Raw genomic sequence first — 17,690 nt, forward strand, 5'->3', positions numbered from 1 at the left:
GCCCGAGGTGGAACCCTACGCCACCGCCGATCAGGTCTGGGCCGGCGGTCTGATTTTCGCGCGCATCGGCGCGATCCTGATGATGATCCCCGGCGTCGGCGAAACCTATGTCCCGCCGCGTATCCGCCTGGCCCTGGCCCTGTCAGTGTCCCTCGTTGTGTGGCCGATCGTCGGCGGGGCCCTGCCGGGCCTGCCGGCCAGCATCGGCGGGATGGCCGGATGGGTCCTGCGTGAGGTCATCACCGGTCTGATGATCGGGGCCCTGCTGCGGGCCTTCATGACGGCCCTGTCGACGGCGGGTGAGGTGGTGTCGATGCAGACGACGCTGAGCTTCGCCCAGACCGCCAATCCGATGCAGGCGCAGCAGGGCTCGACGCTCGGAGCCTTTCTGATGCTGTTCGGTACCACCCTGATCTTCGCCACCAACACCCACCATCTGTTCATCGCCGGCTTGGTGGGGTCGTATGAGCTGATCGCGCCGGCCCGGCCGCTGATGGTCACGGATTTCGCCACCCTGGCCATTCGCACCATCGCCGACAGCTTCGCCCTGGGGGTGCAGCTGGCGGCGCCGGTCATCGTCTTCGCCCTGGTGTTCAACATGGCGTCGGGTCTGGTGGCGCGGGTGATGCCCGCCTTCCAGATCTTCTTCGTCGCCTCGCCCCTGAGTGTAATTCTGGGCCTGTCGATCTTCGCCCTGTCGCTGGGGGTGATCGGAACGGTCTTTATCGACCGCTACCGCGCCCTGGCGGGTATTTTCGCGGGGACGGCCGGTGTCTGACGCGCCCGATCCCGAGTCGAAAACAGAAGAGGCGACACCGCGAAAACTCGCGGACGCGCGAAAAAAGGGTGATTCCCCCAAATCCCCGGATGTCGCCTCGACCCTGAGCCTGATGGGGGCGACGGCGGTGATTTTTATCAGCGGCGGCTGGTTCGCCAGTCGGCTGGCCGAGGACCTGCTGCCCTTCATCGCCCGACCGCACGCCCTGATGGGCGCGCTGAACGCGGGCGGTGGGGCCGAGATCGGCTATCGCGCGGTCTGGGCCGCGGCCCCCTTCCTGGGCGCGGTAATGCTGGCCACGATGCTGGGCGGGGCCGGCGGCAACCTGGCCCAGTCGGGTCTGGTGTTCAGCGCCGAGAAGATGAAGCCGAAGCTGGAGAAGCTGAGCCCGATCGCCGGGTTCAAGCGCATCTTCGGGCCCGACGGCCTGATGCAGTTCGTGAAGACCTTCTTCAAGCTGCTGGCGATCGGGGTCATCTGTTGGCTGGTTCTGAAATCCCATTTCCACGACTTTGAAACCATGGCGGCGCTGAGTCCGGCGGCCATCCTGCCGGCGGCGCGGGACCTGGTGATCGCCCTGCTGACGGCGGCGCTAACCTTCCTGGCCTTCACCGCCGGGGCTGACTACCTGTGGCAACGCTACCGCTTCGCCAAGCGGATGAAGATGACCAAGGAAGAGACCAAGGAAGACTATAAGCAGGCCGAGGGTGACCCCCATGTTAAGGCCAAGCTGAAGCAGATCCGGGCCCAGAAGGGCCGGCAGCGGATGATGCAGGCCGTGCCGACGGCCACGGTGATCGTGACCAACCCGACCCACTATTCGGTGGCCCTGCGCTACGAGCCGGACAAGGGCGACGGCGCGCCGATCTGCGTGGCCAAGGGTGTCGACGCCCTGGCCCTGCGCATCCGCGAGGTGGCCCGGGAACACAAGGTGCCGATCATCGAGAATGTGCCGCTGGCGCGCGCCCTGTACGCGGCGGTCGAGGTCGACGACACCATCCCGCGCGAGCATTTCGAGGCGGCTGCGCGGGTCATCGGCTTTGTCATGCAGGGGCGGAAGAAGCGGTAGGATGGAAAAGGCGTATGCTGCCGCTAGCGAATCGGCTCCGCGAGGCCCCATGCAGACCAAGAGTTGGCAGGCGCAAGCCCGTCCCCCGTTCGACCCCCTGCTGATCGTGATGGCCGTGGGCTTCGTTCTCGCGGTTGGAGCGCTGGCCTATCCGGCCTTCCGGGCCAATCCGTACAGCGCGCCGGGTCTGATCCTGATCTTCACCGCGGTCGCCGTGGCCCTGACCGGTCTGTTCGCCTTCGGCCGCAGTGAGGTGCGCAAGCCGACCGGTGACGTCTGGGTCGAGATGCTGGATGCGCTGGGCGAGCCGGCGGCGCTGGTCTGGACCAGCGGCCAGGTGCTGGCATTCAACGGCGCCTGGGCCGAGGAGAACGGGGCCATGGTCGCCCTGCCCAAGGGGCGTTCTGTCTCGGCCCTGTACATGGCCTTCGCCCAGGCGCGTGAGGGTGAACAGGCCCGGGCCATCGTCACCATCGGTGCCCGTGAGCTCGAGGTCCTGATCAGCCATGCCGGCGGCGGGCGTTTCCTGGTCCGGGCCGCCCCCGAGGCGGTTCTGGGTCTGGCCCATGCCCCGGCGATGCAGGTCGGCAGTGGTACCAGCGCCGGCGAGGGGCGGGCCATGGCGGCCGGCGCGCCGTTCGGTTCGGCCGTGATCGCTCATGAGGACATCTTTTCCGGCCAGGTCGAGGAGCCCAATGCGGCCCTGGCCGTGCTGACCGGCCCCGCCTCGGCCCGCGACGCGGCCTTTGGCCATCTGTTCGAACCCAACGGCATGATCGAGGCGCGCTCCAAGCTGACCACCGGCTCCAGCGGACCGATCGAACTGGTGGCGCGCGCCCATCCGGACCGGATGCTTCACCTGTATGTTGCACCCGAAGGCGACAAGCGCCGCGTCTGGCTGTTCGACGTCTCGGCCCAGAAGTCGATGGAGCTGCAGCTCAGCCAGGCCCAGAAGATGCAGGCCGTGGGTCAGCTGGCCGGGGGCGTGGCCCATGACTTCAATAATCTGCTGACCGCCATCCAGCTGCAGCTGTCCGGGCTGCTGGAGCGGCATCCGGTCGGGGACCCGTCCTATGAGGGGCTGAACGAAATCCGTCAGACGGCGATCCGGGCTGCTGATCTGGTGCGCAAACTGCTGGCCTTCTCGCGCAAGTCGACGGTGCGGCGCGAACGGCTGGATCTGGGCGAGCTGGTCGGGGAGTTTGCGGTCCTGCTGCGCCGCCTGCTGCGCGAGGATGTGCGGCTGGAGACCGACTACGGCCGCGACCTGCCGGTCGTGCTGGCTGACAAGAGCCAGCTGGAGACGGCGGTGATGAACCTGGCCGTCAACGCCCGTGACGCCATGCGTGGCGTGGTCGAGCCGGGAGCCGGGGTGGTGACCATCCGCACACGGCGTCTGACTGGTGACGAGGCCCGGGCGATGGGCTGGCACGACGCCCCGGTCGAAGAACTGGCCCTGATCGAGGTATCGGACACGGGTTCGGGTGTACCGGTCGAAATCCTGGACAAGATCTTCGAACCCTTCTTCACCACCAAGGCGGTCAACGAGGGCACCGGCATGGGGCTGGCCACGGTCTACGGCATCGTCGAACAGGCCGGCGGCCACATCAATGTCGTCAACCTTGAGGGCGCGGGGGCGGCGTTCCGCATCTTCCTGCCCGCTGCCGCCGAAGCCGAGCTGGCCGAGGTCGCGCCGGTCGAGGTCAAGGTCAAGACACCGCGTGACCTGTCCGGGGCCGGGCGTATCCTGTTCGTCGAGGACGAGGCGGCCGTGCGCGGCATCGCCGCCAAGCTGCTGCGCCAGCGCGGTTACGAGGTGATCGAGGCCGCCGACGGCGAGGAGGCCCTGGAGCTGGCCGAGGAATGGGCGGGCAAGATCGACATGATGATCTCGGACGTCATCATGCCGGGCCTGGATGGACCCAGCCTGCTGAAGAAGGCGCGTCCCTTTCTGGGGGATGTGCCGGTGATGTTCATATCGGGCTATGCCGAGAGCGATTTTTCGGACCTGTTGCAGGATGAGGCGGGGGTGTCCTTCCTGCCCAAGCCGCTGGACATCAAGATCCTGGCCGAGCGGGTGAAGCAGGAATTGCGCGGCGAATAGGCCGTCGGAATTCGCGTCTGCGGCCGGACATTGCCGATGTTTCACTTGCAGCTTCGGCCGTCAGCGCCTTTGTTGCACCACACTTTTTCGGAGACCAGTGCCATGATCGATCGTCGCCGCCTGCTTCTTTCCGCCGTTGCCGGGGTCGCCCTGGCAGGGCCGGCCGGGGTCGCTCTGGCCCGTGTCGCCGCGCCGGGATCCGATCCCGCAGAAGCCGCCAAGTTGAACGGCATTCTCGATGCGATGTTCGCGATCATTCTGGCCAAGTCGGCCATGGCCGCCAGCTATATGGGCCTCGACAAGGGTGACAATGCCGCCGCCAAGGCGCGGCTGGACATGCTGACACCGACCGATCTGGCCGAGCGGGAAGCCTTCAGCCGCGAGTTTACGGACAAGCTCAAGGCCGTGGATGCGTCCAAACTGGCCGGGATGGATGCAGTCAATCTGGCCACCGTCCTTTATGACGGTGAGACCACCAACATCGGCCTCGACAACTACCGGTTCGGCAATACCGGTTCGCCCAATCCCTACCGGATCAGCCAGCTGGGTGGGTCCTATCGCGACATCCCTGACTTCCTCGACACCATCCACGGGATCGAGACCGAGGCGGACGCGGAGGCCTATCTGTCGCGGCTGGACGATTTCGGCGATCTGCTGGACCAGGAGACGGCCCTGGTGGCCGAAGACTTCGCCAAGGGCATCGTGCCGCCGGACTTCGTCATCGACCGGACCCTTGAGCAGATGAACGCCGGGCTTGAGCCCGCGCCGGCCGAGGCCGGCCTGGTGACGTCGCTGACGCGCCGCGCCGCCGAGGCGGGGCTCGCGGGCGACTGGGCCGCCCGGGCCACGGCCATCGTCACCAACAAGGTCTATCCGGCCCTGCGGCGTCAGGTTGCCCTGTTCGAGCGGGCCCGCCCGACAGCCCGTCACGACGCCGGGGTGTGGGCTCTGCCGCACGCTGAAGGCTATTATGAATACGGGATCCGCAACTACACCACGACCCGACTGACCGGGGCCGAGGTGCATCAGCTGGGCCTGACGCAGGTGGCCGAGATCACCGCCGCGGCCGACGCCATCCTGAAAGCCGAGGGGATGACCGAGGGCACGGTGGGCGCGCGTCTGGCCGCCATGGCCAAGGATGCACGCTTCATCTATCCGAACACCGACGCCGGCAAGCAGCAGCTGCTGGACGAACTCAACGTGCAGACGGCCGCCATGCAGGCCCGGTTGCCCGACTATTTCGGTATTCTACCCAAGGCTTCGGTCGACATCCGCCGTGTGCCGCCGGCGATCGAGGCCGGTGCGCCGGGCGGTTATTATCAGGGCCCGAGTCTGGATGGCTCGCGCCCCGGGGCCTATTACATCAACCTGCGCGATACGGCTGAATGGCCGAAATGGACCCTGCCGACCCTGACCTATCATGAGGCGGTTCCGGGTCACCATCTGCAGATCACCCTGTCGACCGAGGCCCAGGGCATTCCGACGATCCGCAAGCTGATCGGCTTCTCGGCCTATTCAGAGGGCTGGGCCCTGTATTCGGAACAACTGGCTGACGAAATGGGCGTCTATGCCAACGATCCGTGGGGCCGGCTGGGCTATCTGCAGAGCCTGTTGTTCCGGGCCACCCGTCTGGTCGTGGACTCGGGTCTGCACCACAACCGCTGGAGCCGCGAACAGGCGATCCAGTATATGGTCGCCACCCTGGGCGATCAGGAATCGAGCGTCACCACCGAGGTCGAACGCTATTGCGTCTGGCCGGGTCAGGCCTCGAGCTACAAGGTCGGCCACACCGAATGGGTGCGGCTGCGCGAGGAGGCCAAGGCGCAGCTGGGTGACCGGTTCGACATCAAGAGCTTCCACGACACTGCCCTGGCTTCCGGCGGCATGCCGCTGGAGGTGCTCAAGACGGTGGTCGGGGAGTGGGTGGCCTCACAACAGGCCTGAAGCTGCCGCCTCGCGCGAGATCGTCGGGTCGTTCTGCGACTCGGCGACCAGCCATTGTCTGAAGCGCACGATCTTGGGTGAGCGTCGGCGATCGATGGGCCAGCAGAGCCAATAGCCGTCGGTGAGCGGCACAGTCTGGGCAAACAGGCGAACCAGCAGCCCGGCCTCGATCTCGCGTCTGAACAGAATGGGCGACGCCAGGGCGACGCCCTGGTCGCCCATGGCCGCTGCCACTTCCAGCCCCTGATTGTCGGCCGTCAGCGTCAGGGCGGCCCGTGTCGGTGCCTCGACTCCGGCGGCGGTGAACCATGCGGACCACTCACTTTCCAGCCCGATGCGCGGGGCGGTCAGCAGGTCCGACGGCCTTTTCAGCGCCAGCCGTTCTGCCATCGCCGGGGTGCACACCGGGGTGAATGTGGCGGGCAGCAGCCGGACACTCTCCAGCCCAGGCCATTCACCGGATCCGGTTCGCAAGGCTACGTCGAAACCCTCCCGGGTGAGATCGATCAGCTGCGGGGCTGTGTCCAGCCGTACGGCCAGCCCGGGATTGTTCAACTGGAATCGACCCAGCCGGGGGGCCAGCCACTGGGTCGCTATTGTCGCCAGGGTGGTGATCGACAGGACCCCTTCGTCCGCCTCCGTCAGGTCACTCACGGCCCGACGCAGCAGGTTCATCGCCTCCGTCGCCGCGCGCGACAGGCGCTCACCCGCCTCCGTCAGCGCAACCTCTCGCGGCAGGCGACGAAACAGGCTTTGGCCCAGCCGTGTTTCCAACGACTTGATCTGCCAGCTGACGGCCGCCTGGGTCATGCCCAGTTCCCCGGCGGCGCGCGTGAAACTGAGCAGCCGTGCGGCCGCCTCGAAAACGCGGATGGACGCCAGAGGAATGCCGGTGAGTGGATCGACCATAAGGACGCCTTATGTGTGCGCGTAGACTTCTGGTTTGTCAGTAAACCGGCTCAACCCCATATGGCGGATATCGAAGCAACGCCAGCAAGGAGGCTGACATGGAAGAAATGCATCGCACTCATAAGGACACCAACTGGTCATGGATGTCAGCCGTATGGCGCTGGCTCCATCAGAATGCCGCGGATCGCATTCGCATGCAGCGTCGTCTCGTCGAGAGATAGTCGTCTTGCGGATCGGGCGGGGCTGCTCCCCCGGGGTCCCGCCCAATAGCCTCAGCGCGCCTGTCGGTTCGTGGGCGTGATCATTGGCTGCGCCACAGCGTCGGCCAGAACGGCGGGGGAATGCCGACGCAGTCCGCCATCGCCCGCTCGGTCTGGAGCCGGAAGGCGCTGCCCGTCCAGAGCCAGGTCTGCGACCGGCCGCAGTGCCCCCATTTGTTGCCCCAGAGGTTCTGGGTCAGTGTCCGCGTCCCGGCATCATACGCGGGATTGACGAAGGCGTCGGTCCCTTCCAGAGCTGCGGCCAGCGCCAGCCGCTGGGGATCGCGTCCATCAGGGCCGGTCAAGTACAGCAGATAGCCGGCGTTGTAGGTGGTCATGGAACACTGCGCGCCCCAGAGCTCGGTCGCGGCGTCCAACCGGGCGGAGATGCTGTGGGCAGGACGGTCCATTTCGCCCCAGTCGGTGCGGCAGGCGATCAGATCGGGCATGGACTGAACCGCGGCCGGGACAGCCACACCGTCGCCAAAGCCGATCTGCTCGATCGCCGCGGCCCCCCGGACTGACGGCAAAGGCGGCGGCGACGGCACGGTCGTCGCGGGTTGGTCGCCCCGATTCAGCAGTGCCGTCACCGTCCGGTCGCGTCCCTGATGTCCGTCAATCCAGCCGAGCGCCTGCGTGAACCCGGTCAGCGAGATGTCAGACGGGGTGTCTCCGCCGGTGACCTGTGTCGAGCGCGCCCCGGCGAGGGCGTCGATTGCGTCGCGCGCGGCCGCGCCCTCCAGGGTGCCGACCCAGCCGGAATCCGGCTGGGTCGATGGTGTCATAGTGAACGCACGATCGTTGATGCGCAGGCCGGTCGATGACGACGGGTCGACGTTCAACGATCCGGCGGCGATCCTGGGCCGGGCGTCCGGGCCGGCGGCCATGGTGATCAGGACCCATCCGCCCGCGTCATCGGATCGCCCACTCCAGGCAGAACAACCGGCCCCATTATCGCAGGATACCCGCCAGTCCTCGAAATTGCGTTCGACCGGAGCGGAGGTGTCCGATGCCATGGCGCGGTGGGGCGACGGATCTTCAGCGCTGACACCGTCGGCCAACGGCGCGTCCGTGACCTGGCTCGAACGCGTCCTCCACAGAGTCGGCCACAGGCGAGCGGGAATATTCCAGAGGTCCCGGGTGGCGCGTTCCGACTGCAGGGCGAAGGTGGTGCCGGTCCAGACCCAGTGCTGGACCTGGCCCGCACTGCCGGTGCCGCCCGCCCAGAGGTACTGGCTGAGGGTACGGGTGGCCGGATCATATTCGGCGTTGACGAAATCCACGGTCGGTTCGAGGGCCCCGGCCGGCGTCAGGGGGCGGGGGTCGCGTCCGCCCGGTCCCGTCAGATACAGCAGATGGCCAATATGGGAGGCCGCCAGGAAACAGTTGGGGCCCCAGAGTTCAGTCGAGGCATCGAGGCGAGCCGACAGGGCCAGGTCGGGGCGTGACGACTCCGGCCAGTCCCGACGGCAGCTCCGAATCTGTGGCATGGCATCGACGGACGGCGGTACCGGTACCCCCACACCGAAGCCCGTCTGATCGACGGCCGGGGCCGCCGTGATCAGCGGCAGGACCGGCGCAGGCGGCACAGACGTCTCAGGCCTGTCGCCGCGCAGCAGCAGGGCCGTGGGGGTCTGGTTGCGACCTTGATGGCGATCGACCCAGGACAGGGCCTGTGTCAGGCCGGACAGGGACACCGGGGCGTCGTCTTCACCGCCTGTCAGGGTCATGGACCGCGCGGTCGCCATGGCGGCGATCAGGGCGCGCGCGCCGTCACCGTCGACGCGACCGAGTCCGTCTTCCGGGGCCAGGCTTGACCAGGCGATGGGAACGCCCGAGTCGTTGATGCGAGGGACAGGACCCGTACCGTCTTCGCCGGGGTCAACGCCGACCGTGATGTCGGGAGCGGCGTCCGGACCTGCGGGCATGGTGATCAGGACAAAGCCGGTCACATGGCCTTTGTTGCCCGTATAGGCCGTGCAGAGCCCGCCATTGTCGCAGGCAACCCGCCAGTCCCGAAAGGAATGGGTGACCGGAACAGACATCGCTGCCGTGTTCTGTGCCAAGGCCGGCGCGATGCCGACGCCAGTGACCAGTAACAGCACGGCCGCCGCCGTGATCAGGAGCCGCATCGTCTCTCCCCGGTTTCTCGCCCGGTTCGTGTCCGGGCGGATGATGCCGGTACAAAACCCCACCGACGGAGGTCAGGCTACAGCACATCTGGCGATGTGACGATTCCAGCCTCACGGAAGGCAGACGGAGATCAGATATCCGGCCCCCGAATTCAGACAGTCAGTCCGTCGGCCTGACGCAGGCGGTTGTGAATGTCTGTGGCGGCGACGGCGGCTTCGGCGGTGGCCACGGCGATCTGGTTGAGGCCACGTACCACGTCACCGGCGGCATACAGGCCGGGTACGCTGGTGGCCTGGTGCAGATTGACCAGCAGGCGGCCGTCCTCGTCCGCATCGGCGGTCAGGCCGTCGGCCAGGGCGGTGTTGGCGGAGGTACCAAGCGCTGAATAGACCAGATCGAAGGTCTGGAACTGCCCGCCCCAACCCAGGGCGGTGACGCGATCGCCCCCAATCTTGACGTTCTCGATCGGGGTCTCGACCAGGGCGATGCCGAGCCGGGTCAGGGCTTCACGATCAGTCAGGGCCCCGGGTCGACCGGTGTGGATCAGGGTGACCCGGTCCGAATAGGTGCGCAGGAAGGCCGCTTCGCGCACGCCCCTGTCGCTGTCGCCGATGACGGCCACGGCCTTGTCGACGGCTTCGTAGCCGTCACAGATCGGGCAGATGCGGACCAGGGATCGCTGAATGGCGCGCTCCACCCCGGGCAGGTCGGGGTGATGATCAACGACGCCGGTTGCGAGCAGGACGGCGCGGATAGTGAAAGTCCGGCCGTTGAGTTCAGCCATGAAACTTTCCCTGTCGCGGCTCAGGTGCTCGACGCGGCCCTCTTCGATCACGGCACCGTACTCTCCGGCCTGTTCACGCATTCGGTTCAGGATTTGAGCGCCGGTGATGCCATCGGGAAAGCCCGGCATATTGTGACTGACCGGGATCCAGCCGGCCCGCGGTTCACCGCCGTCGGCGACCAGGACCCGGCGTCGGAACCGGGCCAGATAGGTGGCCGCGGTCAACCCGGCCGGACCCGCGCCGATGATCAGGATTTCGGGGGCGGCGTCCGTCATCGGGTGTCCCGGAGCCTCGCATGGCAATGGGTATCGATCGGACTCAACCCCTTCGACCCTGCCTGCACCTCATCGCGGCTCATCGTCTCGTCCAGCAGACCCCGCATCAGGGCTTCGTCGATCAGTACGGGCGGTTCGCCAAAGGTGTCGATCCAGCGCTGGACCAATGATCGGGTTTCCGGGGACATACGAATTTCCTCTGTTGTGGGGTGTGAGACAGGAAGTCCTGAGCGACCCGCGGGTTCAGCGTCACCGTGGTGGACTTTTCGGAGGCACGGTTAAGGCGGCCCGCCGGTTCACCGGTGTCGGGGTTTGCGCCCCGCGCCGTGACGGCTATACCCCCCGTCACCTGTTCCTTCCCCAATCAGAGGCGTAAACCGCATGGCCAAGATCAAGGTCGCCAATCCCATCGTGGACATCGACGGCGACGAAATGACCCGGATTATCTGGCAGATGATCAAGGACAAGCTGGTCTTCCCGTTCCTGGATCTGAACCTCGACTATTTCGACCTGGGCATGGAGAACCGCGACGCCACCGACGACCAGGTGACGATCGACGCGGCCCACGCCATCCAGAAGCACGGTGTCGGCGTCAAATGCGCCACCATCACCCCCGACGAGGCCCGGGTGGAGGAGTTCGGCCTCAAGAAGATGTGGCGGTCGCCGAACGGGACCATCCGCAACATCCTCGGCGGCGTGGTCTTCCGCGAACCGATCATCTGCTCGAACGTGCCGCGGCTGGTGCCCGGCTGGACCCAGCCGATCGTGGTCGGTCGTCATGCCTTCGGCGACCAGTACAAGGCCACCGACTTCCTGGTCCCCGGACCGGGCAAGCTGACGATGAAATTCGAGGGCACCGACGGCAAGGTCATCGAACACGAGGTGTTCCAGTTCCCGTCGTCCGGCGTGGCCATGGGCATGTACAATCTCGATGACTCGATCACCGAGTTTGCCCGCGCCAGTCTGGCCTTCGGCCTGCAGCGCAATTTCCCGGTCTATCTGTCGACCAAGAACACCATCCTGAAAGCCTATGACGGCCGCTTCAAGGACATCTTCCAGAAGGTGTTCGACGAGGAGTTCGCCGACAAGTTCAAGACGGCCGGGCTGACCTATGAGCACCGTCTGATCGACGACATGGTCGCCGCGGCGATCAAATGGTCGGGCGGTTTCGTCTGGGCCTGCAAGAACTACGACGGTGACGTTCAGTCCGACGTCGTCGCCCAGGGCTTTGGCTCGCTGGGTCTGATGACCTCGGTGCTGATGACCCCGGACGGCAAGATCCTGGAGTCGGAGGCGGCGCACGGCACGGTCACCCGCCACTATCGTCAGCACCAGAAGGGCGAGGCCACCTCAACCAACTCGATCGCCTCGATCTACGCCTGGACGCGCGGCTTCAACCATCGCGGCAAGCTGGACGGCAACCAGCCCCTGATCGACTTCGCCCAGACGCTGGAGCGGGTCGTCGTCGAGACGGTCGAGGCCGGCTACATGACCAAGGACCTGGCCCTGCTGGTCGGCGACCAGCAAAGCTGGCTGACCACCGAAGGGTTCATCGACAAGGTCGCCGAGAACCTGACCAGGGCGATGAAGTAGTCGTCTTCTCCCGGGGCGCTACGCTCGCAACGCGGTCGCTCGCGGCTTGAGCACTTCTCTTGGGGCGCTATCGCTCGCGACGCGGTCGCTCACTGCTTGAGCGCGGCGCGAAGCGCCAGGCCGCGTCGGGTCGAGAAGGCGGAGCCTTCTGACCGCGGCCCAAAAACAAGCCCGCCGGATTCGCGTCCGGCGGGCCTTTTGTTTGCGACCGGGCCGGCATGGTGCAAGGTCGCCGCGAACCTGACGGGAGTCCGCCTGTGAAGCGCCTTTTCGGCAATCTGTTCGTCATCGCCCTGTTTGCGGTGGTCGTATCCTTCTTTGTGGCCCCGGCCGTGGCCTTCTTCGCCATCCGGTCGGCGGCGGACGCCAACGATGCGGCCGGACTGGAACGGCTGATCGACTATGGGGCGGTGCGCCAGTCGCTGCGTCCGCAGTTGTCCGGCAATCCGGCGGCGATGGCCCCGGCCCCGTCCTTTCTGGAAGATCCGATCGGAGCCGTGCGCCGGCAGCTGGAGCCGGCCGTGGTCGGTGCGCCGGATCCTGACGTCTATCTGACGCCGGCGGCGCTGGGGGCATTGACCCGGGGCGAGGGGCGCTTTGCCTCACAACGCACCGGTGCCGCGGCGGCCGTCGAGGCGGCCGACCCGATGCCTAAGCCGGTTTTCTGGGGCATCAACCGGGCGCGCATGGCGGTGAGCGACGACGGGGGTTCGGCAACGGTTTTCACCTTCGAGCGCAAGGGGCCGTTCGAATGGAAGCTGGTGCACGTCGGCCTTCCGGACGGGGTTTCGCCCGCTGTGACGCCGACGGCGGCCGCGCAATAGGCCGGACTGGCGGACGGGCCCGAGTCAGGGCAACCCTAGCGACGGGTTGGCGTTGTGTGCCCGGAGGGTCCGTATGAACCGCAAGCTGCTGACCGGTGGTCTGACCGCCCTGATCGTCGCCTTTCTGGTCGCCTATTTCGCCTCGCCGGTGCTGGCGGTGCGGGGACTGACCGAGGCCGCAAGGACCGGCGATGAGACGGCCCTGCGCGAGCGGGTCGACTTCCCCGAGTTCCGGGCCAGCCTCAAGGAGGAGCTGAACGCCGAATTGGTGGCGCGGATGCGCGAGGACCCCCGCAGCGACAATCCCGTGCTGTCAGGCCTGGGCATGCTGCTGGCCCCCAGCCTGGTGTCGGGCATGGTCGACGCCTTCGTCACGCCCCAGGCCATCGCCACCATGGTGCGCTCGGCCAAGGCTCCGGATCCGATGGACCGGCCCGACCGGGTCGAGACCTCAGCCCCGGCCCCGGCTGCCGACGACAAGGACACGGTGAGCCAGTCCTGGGCCTATCGCGACCTCGACACCTTCGCGGTGACCCTGACCAACAGCCGCCAGCCCGATCAACACCTGGCGCTGCTGATGGAACGGCGCGGCCTGTTCGGCTGGAAGCTGGCCGGGATCGACCTGACCGTGCCGTCCGAGGACGACGCGATCTAGGTGTCTCGATCTAGCCCTGTAGCGCGGCGCGGATTGCCGTCAGGCCGTCTTCGGCCCTTGAGCCGTCCGGCGCGCCGCCCTGGGCGAAGTCGGGTTTGCCGCCCGCGCCCTTGCCGCCCATGGCGACGACCGCGACGCGCGCCAGATCGGCGGCATTGACGGTTCCGGTGATGTCGGAGGTCACGGCCACGGTGATGGCGGCCTTGCCGTCGGTGACGCCGATCAGGGCGACGACGCCGGAACCGACGTGGGTGCGGAAGCCTTCGGCCACACCACGCAGCCCCTTGCCGTCGACCCCGTCAAGGACGCGGGCGATCAGCTGGACGCCGTTGATTTCTTCCACCACGACATTGCCGTCGTCAGCCCCGCCGAGCGCTAGCTGCTTCTTCAGTTCGGCGACCTGTTTCTCGAGCGCCTTGCGGTCGGCGGTCAGGGCCTCGACCCGGGCCGGGACGTCCAGCGGCTGGACCTTGAAGCTCTGGGCCAGCTGGCGGGCGACATTGGCCTGGCCCAGCAGGTACTGACGTGCGGCTTCGCCGGTCAGCCCTTCGATGCGGCGCACGCCGGCGGCGATGCCGGTCTCAGCCGTGATCTTGAACAGGGCGATGTCGCCGGTACGGGCCACATGGGTGCCGCCGCACAGTTCGACCGAATAGGCCTTGTTGGCTGTCAGGGAGTGACCAAGCGTCAGGACCCGGACCTCGTCGCCGTATTTCTCGCCGAACAGGGCGATCGCCCCGGCCTCGATGGCGGCCTCGGGGGCCATCAGCTCGGTGGCGGCGGGCAGGTTCTGGCGGATGACCGCGTTCACCTCATCCTCCATCCGGGCCAGTTCGCTCTCGGTGACGGGGGCGTTGTGGCTGAAGTCGAAACGCAGGCGGTCGGCGTCGACCAGCTGGCCCTTCTGGGCCACGTGCGGACCCAGAACATTCTTCAGGGCCGCGTGCAGCAGGTGGGCGGCGGAGTGGTTGGCGCGGGTGGTCAGTCGGGCGTCGGCGTCGGCGTGCAGTTGTACGGTCGCGCCGATGGCCAGGGTGCCGGAGGTGACGGCGATCTTGTGGGCGAACAGGTCCTGGGCGTGTTTCTGTACGTCGAGCACGGTGCCCGCGCCCTGCTGGCCCGAGGCGTCGGTCCATTCGATTTCGCCGCGGTCGCCGGCCTGGCCGCCGCCTTCGCCGTAGAAGGGGGTCTTGTCGAACAGGACCTCTGCGGTCTGGCCGCTCTCGAGGGTGTCGACCGAGGCGCCATCCTGGACGATGGCCAGCACGTCACCGGTGCCGTCGGTGGTGTCATAGCCGGTGAAGTCCGTGGCCCCGAGACGATCGCGCAGGGCCAGCCATTCGGCGGTCGAGGCGGTTTGGCCCGAGCCGGTCCAGTGTTCGCGGCTGCGCGCCTTTTGCTGGCTCATGGCGGCGTCGAAGGCCTCGGTATCGACCGAGAAGCCGCGACGGCGGGCCTCGTCCTGGGTCAGGTCGAGGGGGAAGCCATAGGTGTCATACAGGGTGAAGGCGGTCTGGCCCGACAGGACGCCGCCCTCGCCGAGGTCTCTGGACGCGTCTTCCAGCAGGCCCATGCCGCGCCCGAGGGTGGTGCGGAAGCGGATCTCTTCCTGCTTCAGGGTGTCGGTGATGAAGGCCTCGGCCCGCTTCAGCTCGGGATAGGCCTCGCCCATCTCGGCCACCAGGGTGGGGACCAGACGGTGCATCAGCGGATCGGCCGCGCCCAGCAGGTGGGCGTGGCGCATGGCGCGGCGCATGATGCGACGCAGGACATAGCCGCGGCCCTCGTTCGAGGGCGTGACGCCGTCGGCGATCAGGAAGGACGAGCTGCGCAGGTGGTCGGCGATGACCCGGTGGCTGGGCGCGCGATCGCCCTCGGCCGAGGTGCTGGTCGCGTGTTCAGACGCGGCCATCAGGGTGCGGAACAGGTCGGTGTCATAGTTGGACTGGACGCCCTGTAGCACGGCGGCGACGCGTTCCAGGCCCATGCCGGTGTCGATCGACGGCTTGGGCAGAAGCGAGCGGGAGCCGTCCGCCTGCTGGTCGAACTGCATGAAGACCAGGTTCCAGATCTCGACCCACCGGTCGCCGTCTTCTTCCGGGGTACCCGGAGGGCCGCCCCAGATGTGGTCGCCGTGATCGTAGAAGATTTCGGTGCAGGGGCCGCACGGTCCGGTGTCGCCCATCGACCAGAAATTGTCCGAGCCGGCGATGCGGGTGATGCGGCTCTCGGGCAGGCCGGCAATCTTCTTCCAAAGCTCCACCGCCTCATCGTCGTCGATGTAGGTGGTGACCATCAGCCGGTCCTTCGGGATGCCGAAATCCTTGGTGATCAGGGTCCATGCCTTCTCGATGGCGTGTTCCTTGAAATAGTCGCCGAAGGAGAAATTCCCCATCATCTCGAAGAAGGTGTGGTGGCGGGCCGTGTAGCCGACGTTGTCCAGATCGTTGTGTTTGCCGCCGGCGCGCACGCATTTCTGGGCCGAGGTGGCGCGGCTGTAGGGGCGCTTCTCCTGGCCGGTGAAGACGTTCTTGAACGGGACCATGCCGGCGTTGACGAACAACAGGGTCGGGTCGTTCTGCGGCACCAGCGGCGACGACTGGACCTTCGCGTGACCGTCGGCCGCGAAATAGTCGAGGAAGCTGGAGCGGATCTGTTTCAGGCTGGACATGGGCGTACGTTCGGTCGTCGGGGAGGGAGGGCGAACCGGCGTCATATAGGGGTTTTGGCCGGAACGCATCACCCGCGCGTGATCCGGCCCACTGTGGCGTGCGCCTAGGTGACGGGTGCGGGCGTGGTGTCGTCTTCGTCATCGTCCTCGAGCAGGGCCACGAGGGCGTCGATGACGGCGTCCAGCTGCTCGGGGGTGGCGGAGACGGTCATCGCCTGACCGTCGGCGGCTTCAAGCTGCAACAGATAGCCGTCCTGGGAGTCAGACAGGCTGAACTGGGTCAGGGCGGGGATGTCGGCCATCACGGAATTCCTGGAGGTAAAGAGACGTCGCGCCAGCCTTCGGCTGATCCGGACGCTGTAACAGAAAAAGGGCCGCCCGGCGTCGGAGCCTGAGGCTCCGGGCCGGACGGCCAGCCTCGTCCGGACCGAACCCCGCGGGGGTCGGTGGCGGGTCGCAGGGACCGGCCGGACGGGGTGTTCGGTCAGACTCCCCCGGCGGGGGAGGCCGGATGGATCAGCCTTCGAGATCCTGGCCCTCGTCGGGCTCGGGCGCACCCAGCAGTTCGTCGGCGATCTTGTTGGTCGATTTCCGCACCTTGTCCTCGATCGAGGCGGCCATGTCCGGGTTCTGTTTCAGGAATTCGCGGACGTTCTCACGGCCCTGACCGATCCGGGTCGAGTCGTAGGAGAACCAGCTGCCCGACTTCTCGATGATCCCGGCCTTGACCCCCAGGTCGATGATCTCGCCCAGTTTGGAGATGCCCTCGCCGTACATGATGTCGAAGATGACCTCGCGGAACGGCGGGGCGACCTTGTTCTTGACCACCTTGACCCGGGTGGTGTTGCCGACGACCTCATCGCGGTTCTTGATCGCGCCGATGCGGCGGATGTCGAGGCGGACCGAGGCGTAGAATTTCAGCGCATTGCCGCCGGTCGTGGTCTCGGGCGAGCCGTACATGACGCCGATCTTGTGACGGATCTGGTTGATGAACAGCACGATGCACTGCGACTTGTTGATCGAGGCGGTCAGCTTGCGCAGGGCCTGGCTCATCAAACGGGCCTGGAGGCCGGGCAGGCTGTCGCCCATCTCGCCCTCAATCTCGGCCCGCGGCGTCAGGGCGGCGACGGAGTCGACCACCACGATGTCCACGGCCCCGGACCGCACCAGGGTGTCGACGATCTCGAGCGCCTGTTCGCCGGTGTCCGGCTGGGACACCAGCAGGTCATCGAGATTGACGCCCAGCTTCTGGGCATAGCCCGGGTCCAGCGCGTGTTCGGCGTCGACGAAGGCAGCGGTGCCGCCGGCCTTCTGGATCTCGGCCACCGTATGCAGGGCCAGGGTGGTCTTGCCCGAGCTTTCGGGACCATAGACCTCGATCACCCGGCCACGGGGCAGGCCGCCGATGCCCAGGGCGATGTCGAGCCCCAGCGAGCCGGTCGAGACGGACGGGATTTCCGCCACCACGCCGCCCTTGCCGAGCTTCATCACCGAGCCCTTGCCGAAAGCCCGGTCAATCTGTGCGATCGCCGCTTCCAGCGCCCGCTGCTTGTCGCCGTCGTCCTTGCCTACCAATTTCAATGCCGCCTGTGCCACTTTGACCTTCTCCCTTGCCATGATTCCCATCTGGTTCCGGGAGAGACCCGCCTGGACCCGCTCCCTGTGTGAGGCGGACTATGTGCACGGTTTG

Annotated in this window: 14 protein-coding genes; 7 read left to right on the forward strand and 7 right to left on the reverse strand. The window is 66.9% G+C overall.

What is annotated here, in order from left to right:
• The first annotated feature begins 7 nt into the window (after positions 1–7).
• The 4 genes from fliR (at position 8) to AAC067_RS07960 (ending at position 5,895) form a co-directional block, all read left to right on the forward strand.
• Positions 8–778: a flagellar biosynthetic protein FliR gene (gene fliR, locus AAC067_RS07945; protein ID WP_339931268.1), complete on the forward strand. Its 771-nt coding sequence runs from the start codon at positions 8–10 to the stop codon at positions 776–778.
• A complete protein-coding gene (gene flhB, locus AAC067_RS07950) occupies positions 771–1,847 on the forward strand; it encodes a flagellar biosynthesis protein FlhB (RefSeq protein WP_339931270.1) in 1,077 nt (358 codons plus the stop codon). The genes fliR and flhB overlap by 8 nt, the downstream gene beginning before the upstream one ends.
• Before the next feature lie 49 nt (positions 1,848–1,896).
• The gene (locus AAC067_RS07955) at positions 1,897–3,951 is read left to right on the forward strand and encodes an ATP-binding protein (protein WP_339931272.1); all 2,055 of its coding nucleotides are present in this window, start codon (positions 1,897–1,899) and stop codon (positions 3,949–3,951) included.
• A gap of 102 nt (positions 3,952–4,053) precedes the next feature.
• Positions 4,054–5,895 (forward strand): DUF885 family protein, encoded by a 1,842-nt coding sequence (locus AAC067_RS07960; RefSeq protein ID WP_339931274.1) that lies wholly within the window; start codon positions 4,054–4,056, stop codon positions 5,893–5,895.
• Here the strand turns inward: AAC067_RS07960 and AAC067_RS07965 are convergent.
• The 4 genes from AAC067_RS07965 to AAC067_RS07980 all read right to left on the reverse strand — a co-directional run bounded on the left by AAC067_RS07965 (position 5,881) and on the right by AAC067_RS07980 (position 10,445).
• A complete protein-coding gene (locus AAC067_RS07965) occupies positions 5,881–6,804 on the reverse strand; it encodes a LysR substrate-binding domain-containing protein (RefSeq protein WP_339931276.1) in 924 nt (307 codons plus the stop codon). The two genes, AAC067_RS07960 and AAC067_RS07965, sit on opposite strands and share 15 nt — an antisense overlap.
• A gap of 301 nt (positions 6,805–7,105) precedes the next feature.
• The gene (locus tag AAC067_RS07970; RefSeq protein WP_339931278.1) at positions 7,106–9,196 is read right to left on the reverse strand and encodes a DUF1176 domain-containing protein; all 2,091 of its coding nucleotides are present in this window, start codon (positions 9,194–9,196) and stop codon (positions 7,106–7,108) included.
• A 152-nt stretch (positions 9,197–9,348) separates the two neighbouring features.
• Positions 9,349–10,257: an NAD(P)/FAD-dependent oxidoreductase gene (locus AAC067_RS07975; protein WP_339931280.1), complete on the reverse strand. Its 909-nt coding sequence runs from the start codon at positions 10,255–10,257 to the stop codon at positions 9,349–9,351.
• Positions 10,254–10,445: a hypothetical protein gene (locus AAC067_RS07980; RefSeq protein ID WP_339931282.1), complete on the reverse strand. Its 192-nt coding sequence runs from the start codon at positions 10,443–10,445 to the stop codon at positions 10,254–10,256. The genes AAC067_RS07975 and AAC067_RS07980 overlap by 4 nt, the downstream gene beginning before the upstream one ends.
• Before the next feature lie 193 nt (positions 10,446–10,638).
• Here AAC067_RS07980 and AAC067_RS07985 point away from each other — a divergent pair, with 193 nt between their 5' ends.
• The 3 genes from AAC067_RS07985 to AAC067_RS07995 all read left to right on the forward strand — a co-directional run bounded on the left by AAC067_RS07985 (position 10,639) and on the right by AAC067_RS07995 (position 13,329).
• Positions 10,639–11,850, forward strand: a complete 1,212-nt coding sequence (locus AAC067_RS07985; protein WP_339931284.1) for an NADP-dependent isocitrate dehydrogenase — start codon at positions 10,639–10,641, stop codon at positions 11,848–11,850.
• 257 nt (positions 11,851–12,107) lie between these two features.
• Positions 12,108–12,674 carry a DUF2939 domain-containing protein gene (locus AAC067_RS07990; RefSeq protein ID WP_339931286.1) on the forward strand — a complete coding sequence of 189 codons (567 nt, stop codon included), beginning with the start codon at positions 12,108–12,110 and terminating at the stop codon, positions 12,672–12,674.
• A gap of 73 nt (positions 12,675–12,747) precedes the next feature.
• The gene (locus tag AAC067_RS07995; RefSeq protein WP_339931288.1) at positions 12,748–13,329 is read left to right on the forward strand and encodes a DUF2939 domain-containing protein; all 582 of its coding nucleotides are present in this window, start codon (positions 12,748–12,750) and stop codon (positions 13,327–13,329) included.
• 10 nt (positions 13,330–13,339) lie between these two features.
• Here the strand turns inward: AAC067_RS07995 and alaS are convergent, their stop codons facing one another.
• The 3 genes from alaS to recA form a co-directional block, all read right to left on the reverse strand.
• Positions 13,340–16,000: an alanine--tRNA ligase gene (gene alaS / locus AAC067_RS08000; protein WP_339931289.1), complete on the reverse strand. Its 2,661-nt coding sequence runs from the start codon at positions 15,998–16,000 to the stop codon at positions 13,340–13,342.
• Between the two features lie 104 nt (positions 16,001–16,104).
• Positions 16,105–16,302: a hypothetical protein gene (locus AAC067_RS08005; protein ID WP_339931291.1), complete on the reverse strand. Its 198-nt coding sequence runs from the start codon at positions 16,300–16,302 to the stop codon at positions 16,105–16,107.
• 214 nt (positions 16,303–16,516) lie between these two features.
• On the reverse strand, positions 16,517–17,617 hold the full coding sequence (gene recA / locus AAC067_RS08010; protein ID WP_339931293.1) for a recombinase RecA: 1,101 nt from the start codon (positions 17,615–17,617) through the stop codon (positions 16,517–16,519).
• Positions 17,618–17,690: the final 73 nt, after the last annotated feature.

Source organism: uncultured Brevundimonas sp. (assembly GCF_963977465.1).
Lineage (GTDB): Bacteria > Pseudomonadota > Alphaproteobacteria > Caulobacterales > Caulobacteraceae > Brevundimonas.

Bases quoted from the DNA above. Each gene is read 5' to 3' on its own strand.
- AAC067_RS07955 (WP_339931272.1), top strand. From the start codon at position 1,897: ATGCAGACCAAGAGTTGGCAGGCGCAAGCCCGTCCCCCGTTCGACCCC.
- AAC067_RS07960 (WP_339931274.1), top strand. From the start codon at position 4,054: ATGATCGATCGTCGCCGCCTGCTTCTTTCCGCCGTTGCCGGGGTCGCC.
- AAC067_RS07965 (WP_339931276.1), bottom strand. From the start codon at position 6,804: ATGGTCGATCCACTCACCGGCATTCCTCTGGCGTCCATCCGCGTTTTC.
- AAC067_RS07970 (WP_339931278.1), bottom strand. From the start codon at position 9,196: ATGCGGCTCCTGATCACGGCGGCGGCCGTGCTGTTACTGGTCACTGGC.
- AAC067_RS07975 (WP_339931280.1), bottom strand. From the start codon at position 10,257: ATGACGGACGCCGCCCCCGAAATCCTGATCATCGGCGCGGGTCCGGCC.
- AAC067_RS07980 (WP_339931282.1), bottom strand. From the start codon at position 10,445: ATGTCCCCGGAAACCCGATCATTGGTCCAGCGCTGGATCGACACCTTT.
- AAC067_RS07985 (WP_339931284.1), top strand. From the start codon at position 10,639: ATGGCCAAGATCAAGGTCGCCAATCCCATCGTGGACATCGACGGCGAC.
- AAC067_RS07995 (WP_339931288.1), top strand. From the start codon at position 12,748: ATGAACCGCAAGCTGCTGACCGGTGGTCTGACCGCCCTGATCGTCGCC.
- alaS (WP_339931289.1), bottom strand. From the start codon at position 16,000: ATGTCCAGCCTGAAACAGATCCGCTCCAGCTTCCTCGACTATTTCGCG.
- AAC067_RS08005 (WP_339931291.1), bottom strand. From the start codon at position 16,302: ATGGCCGACATCCCCGCCCTGACCCAGTTCAGCCTGTCTGACTCCCAG.
- recA (WP_339931293.1), bottom strand. From the start codon at position 17,617: ATGGCAAGGGAGAAGGTCAAAGTGGCACAGGCGGCATTGAAATTGGTA.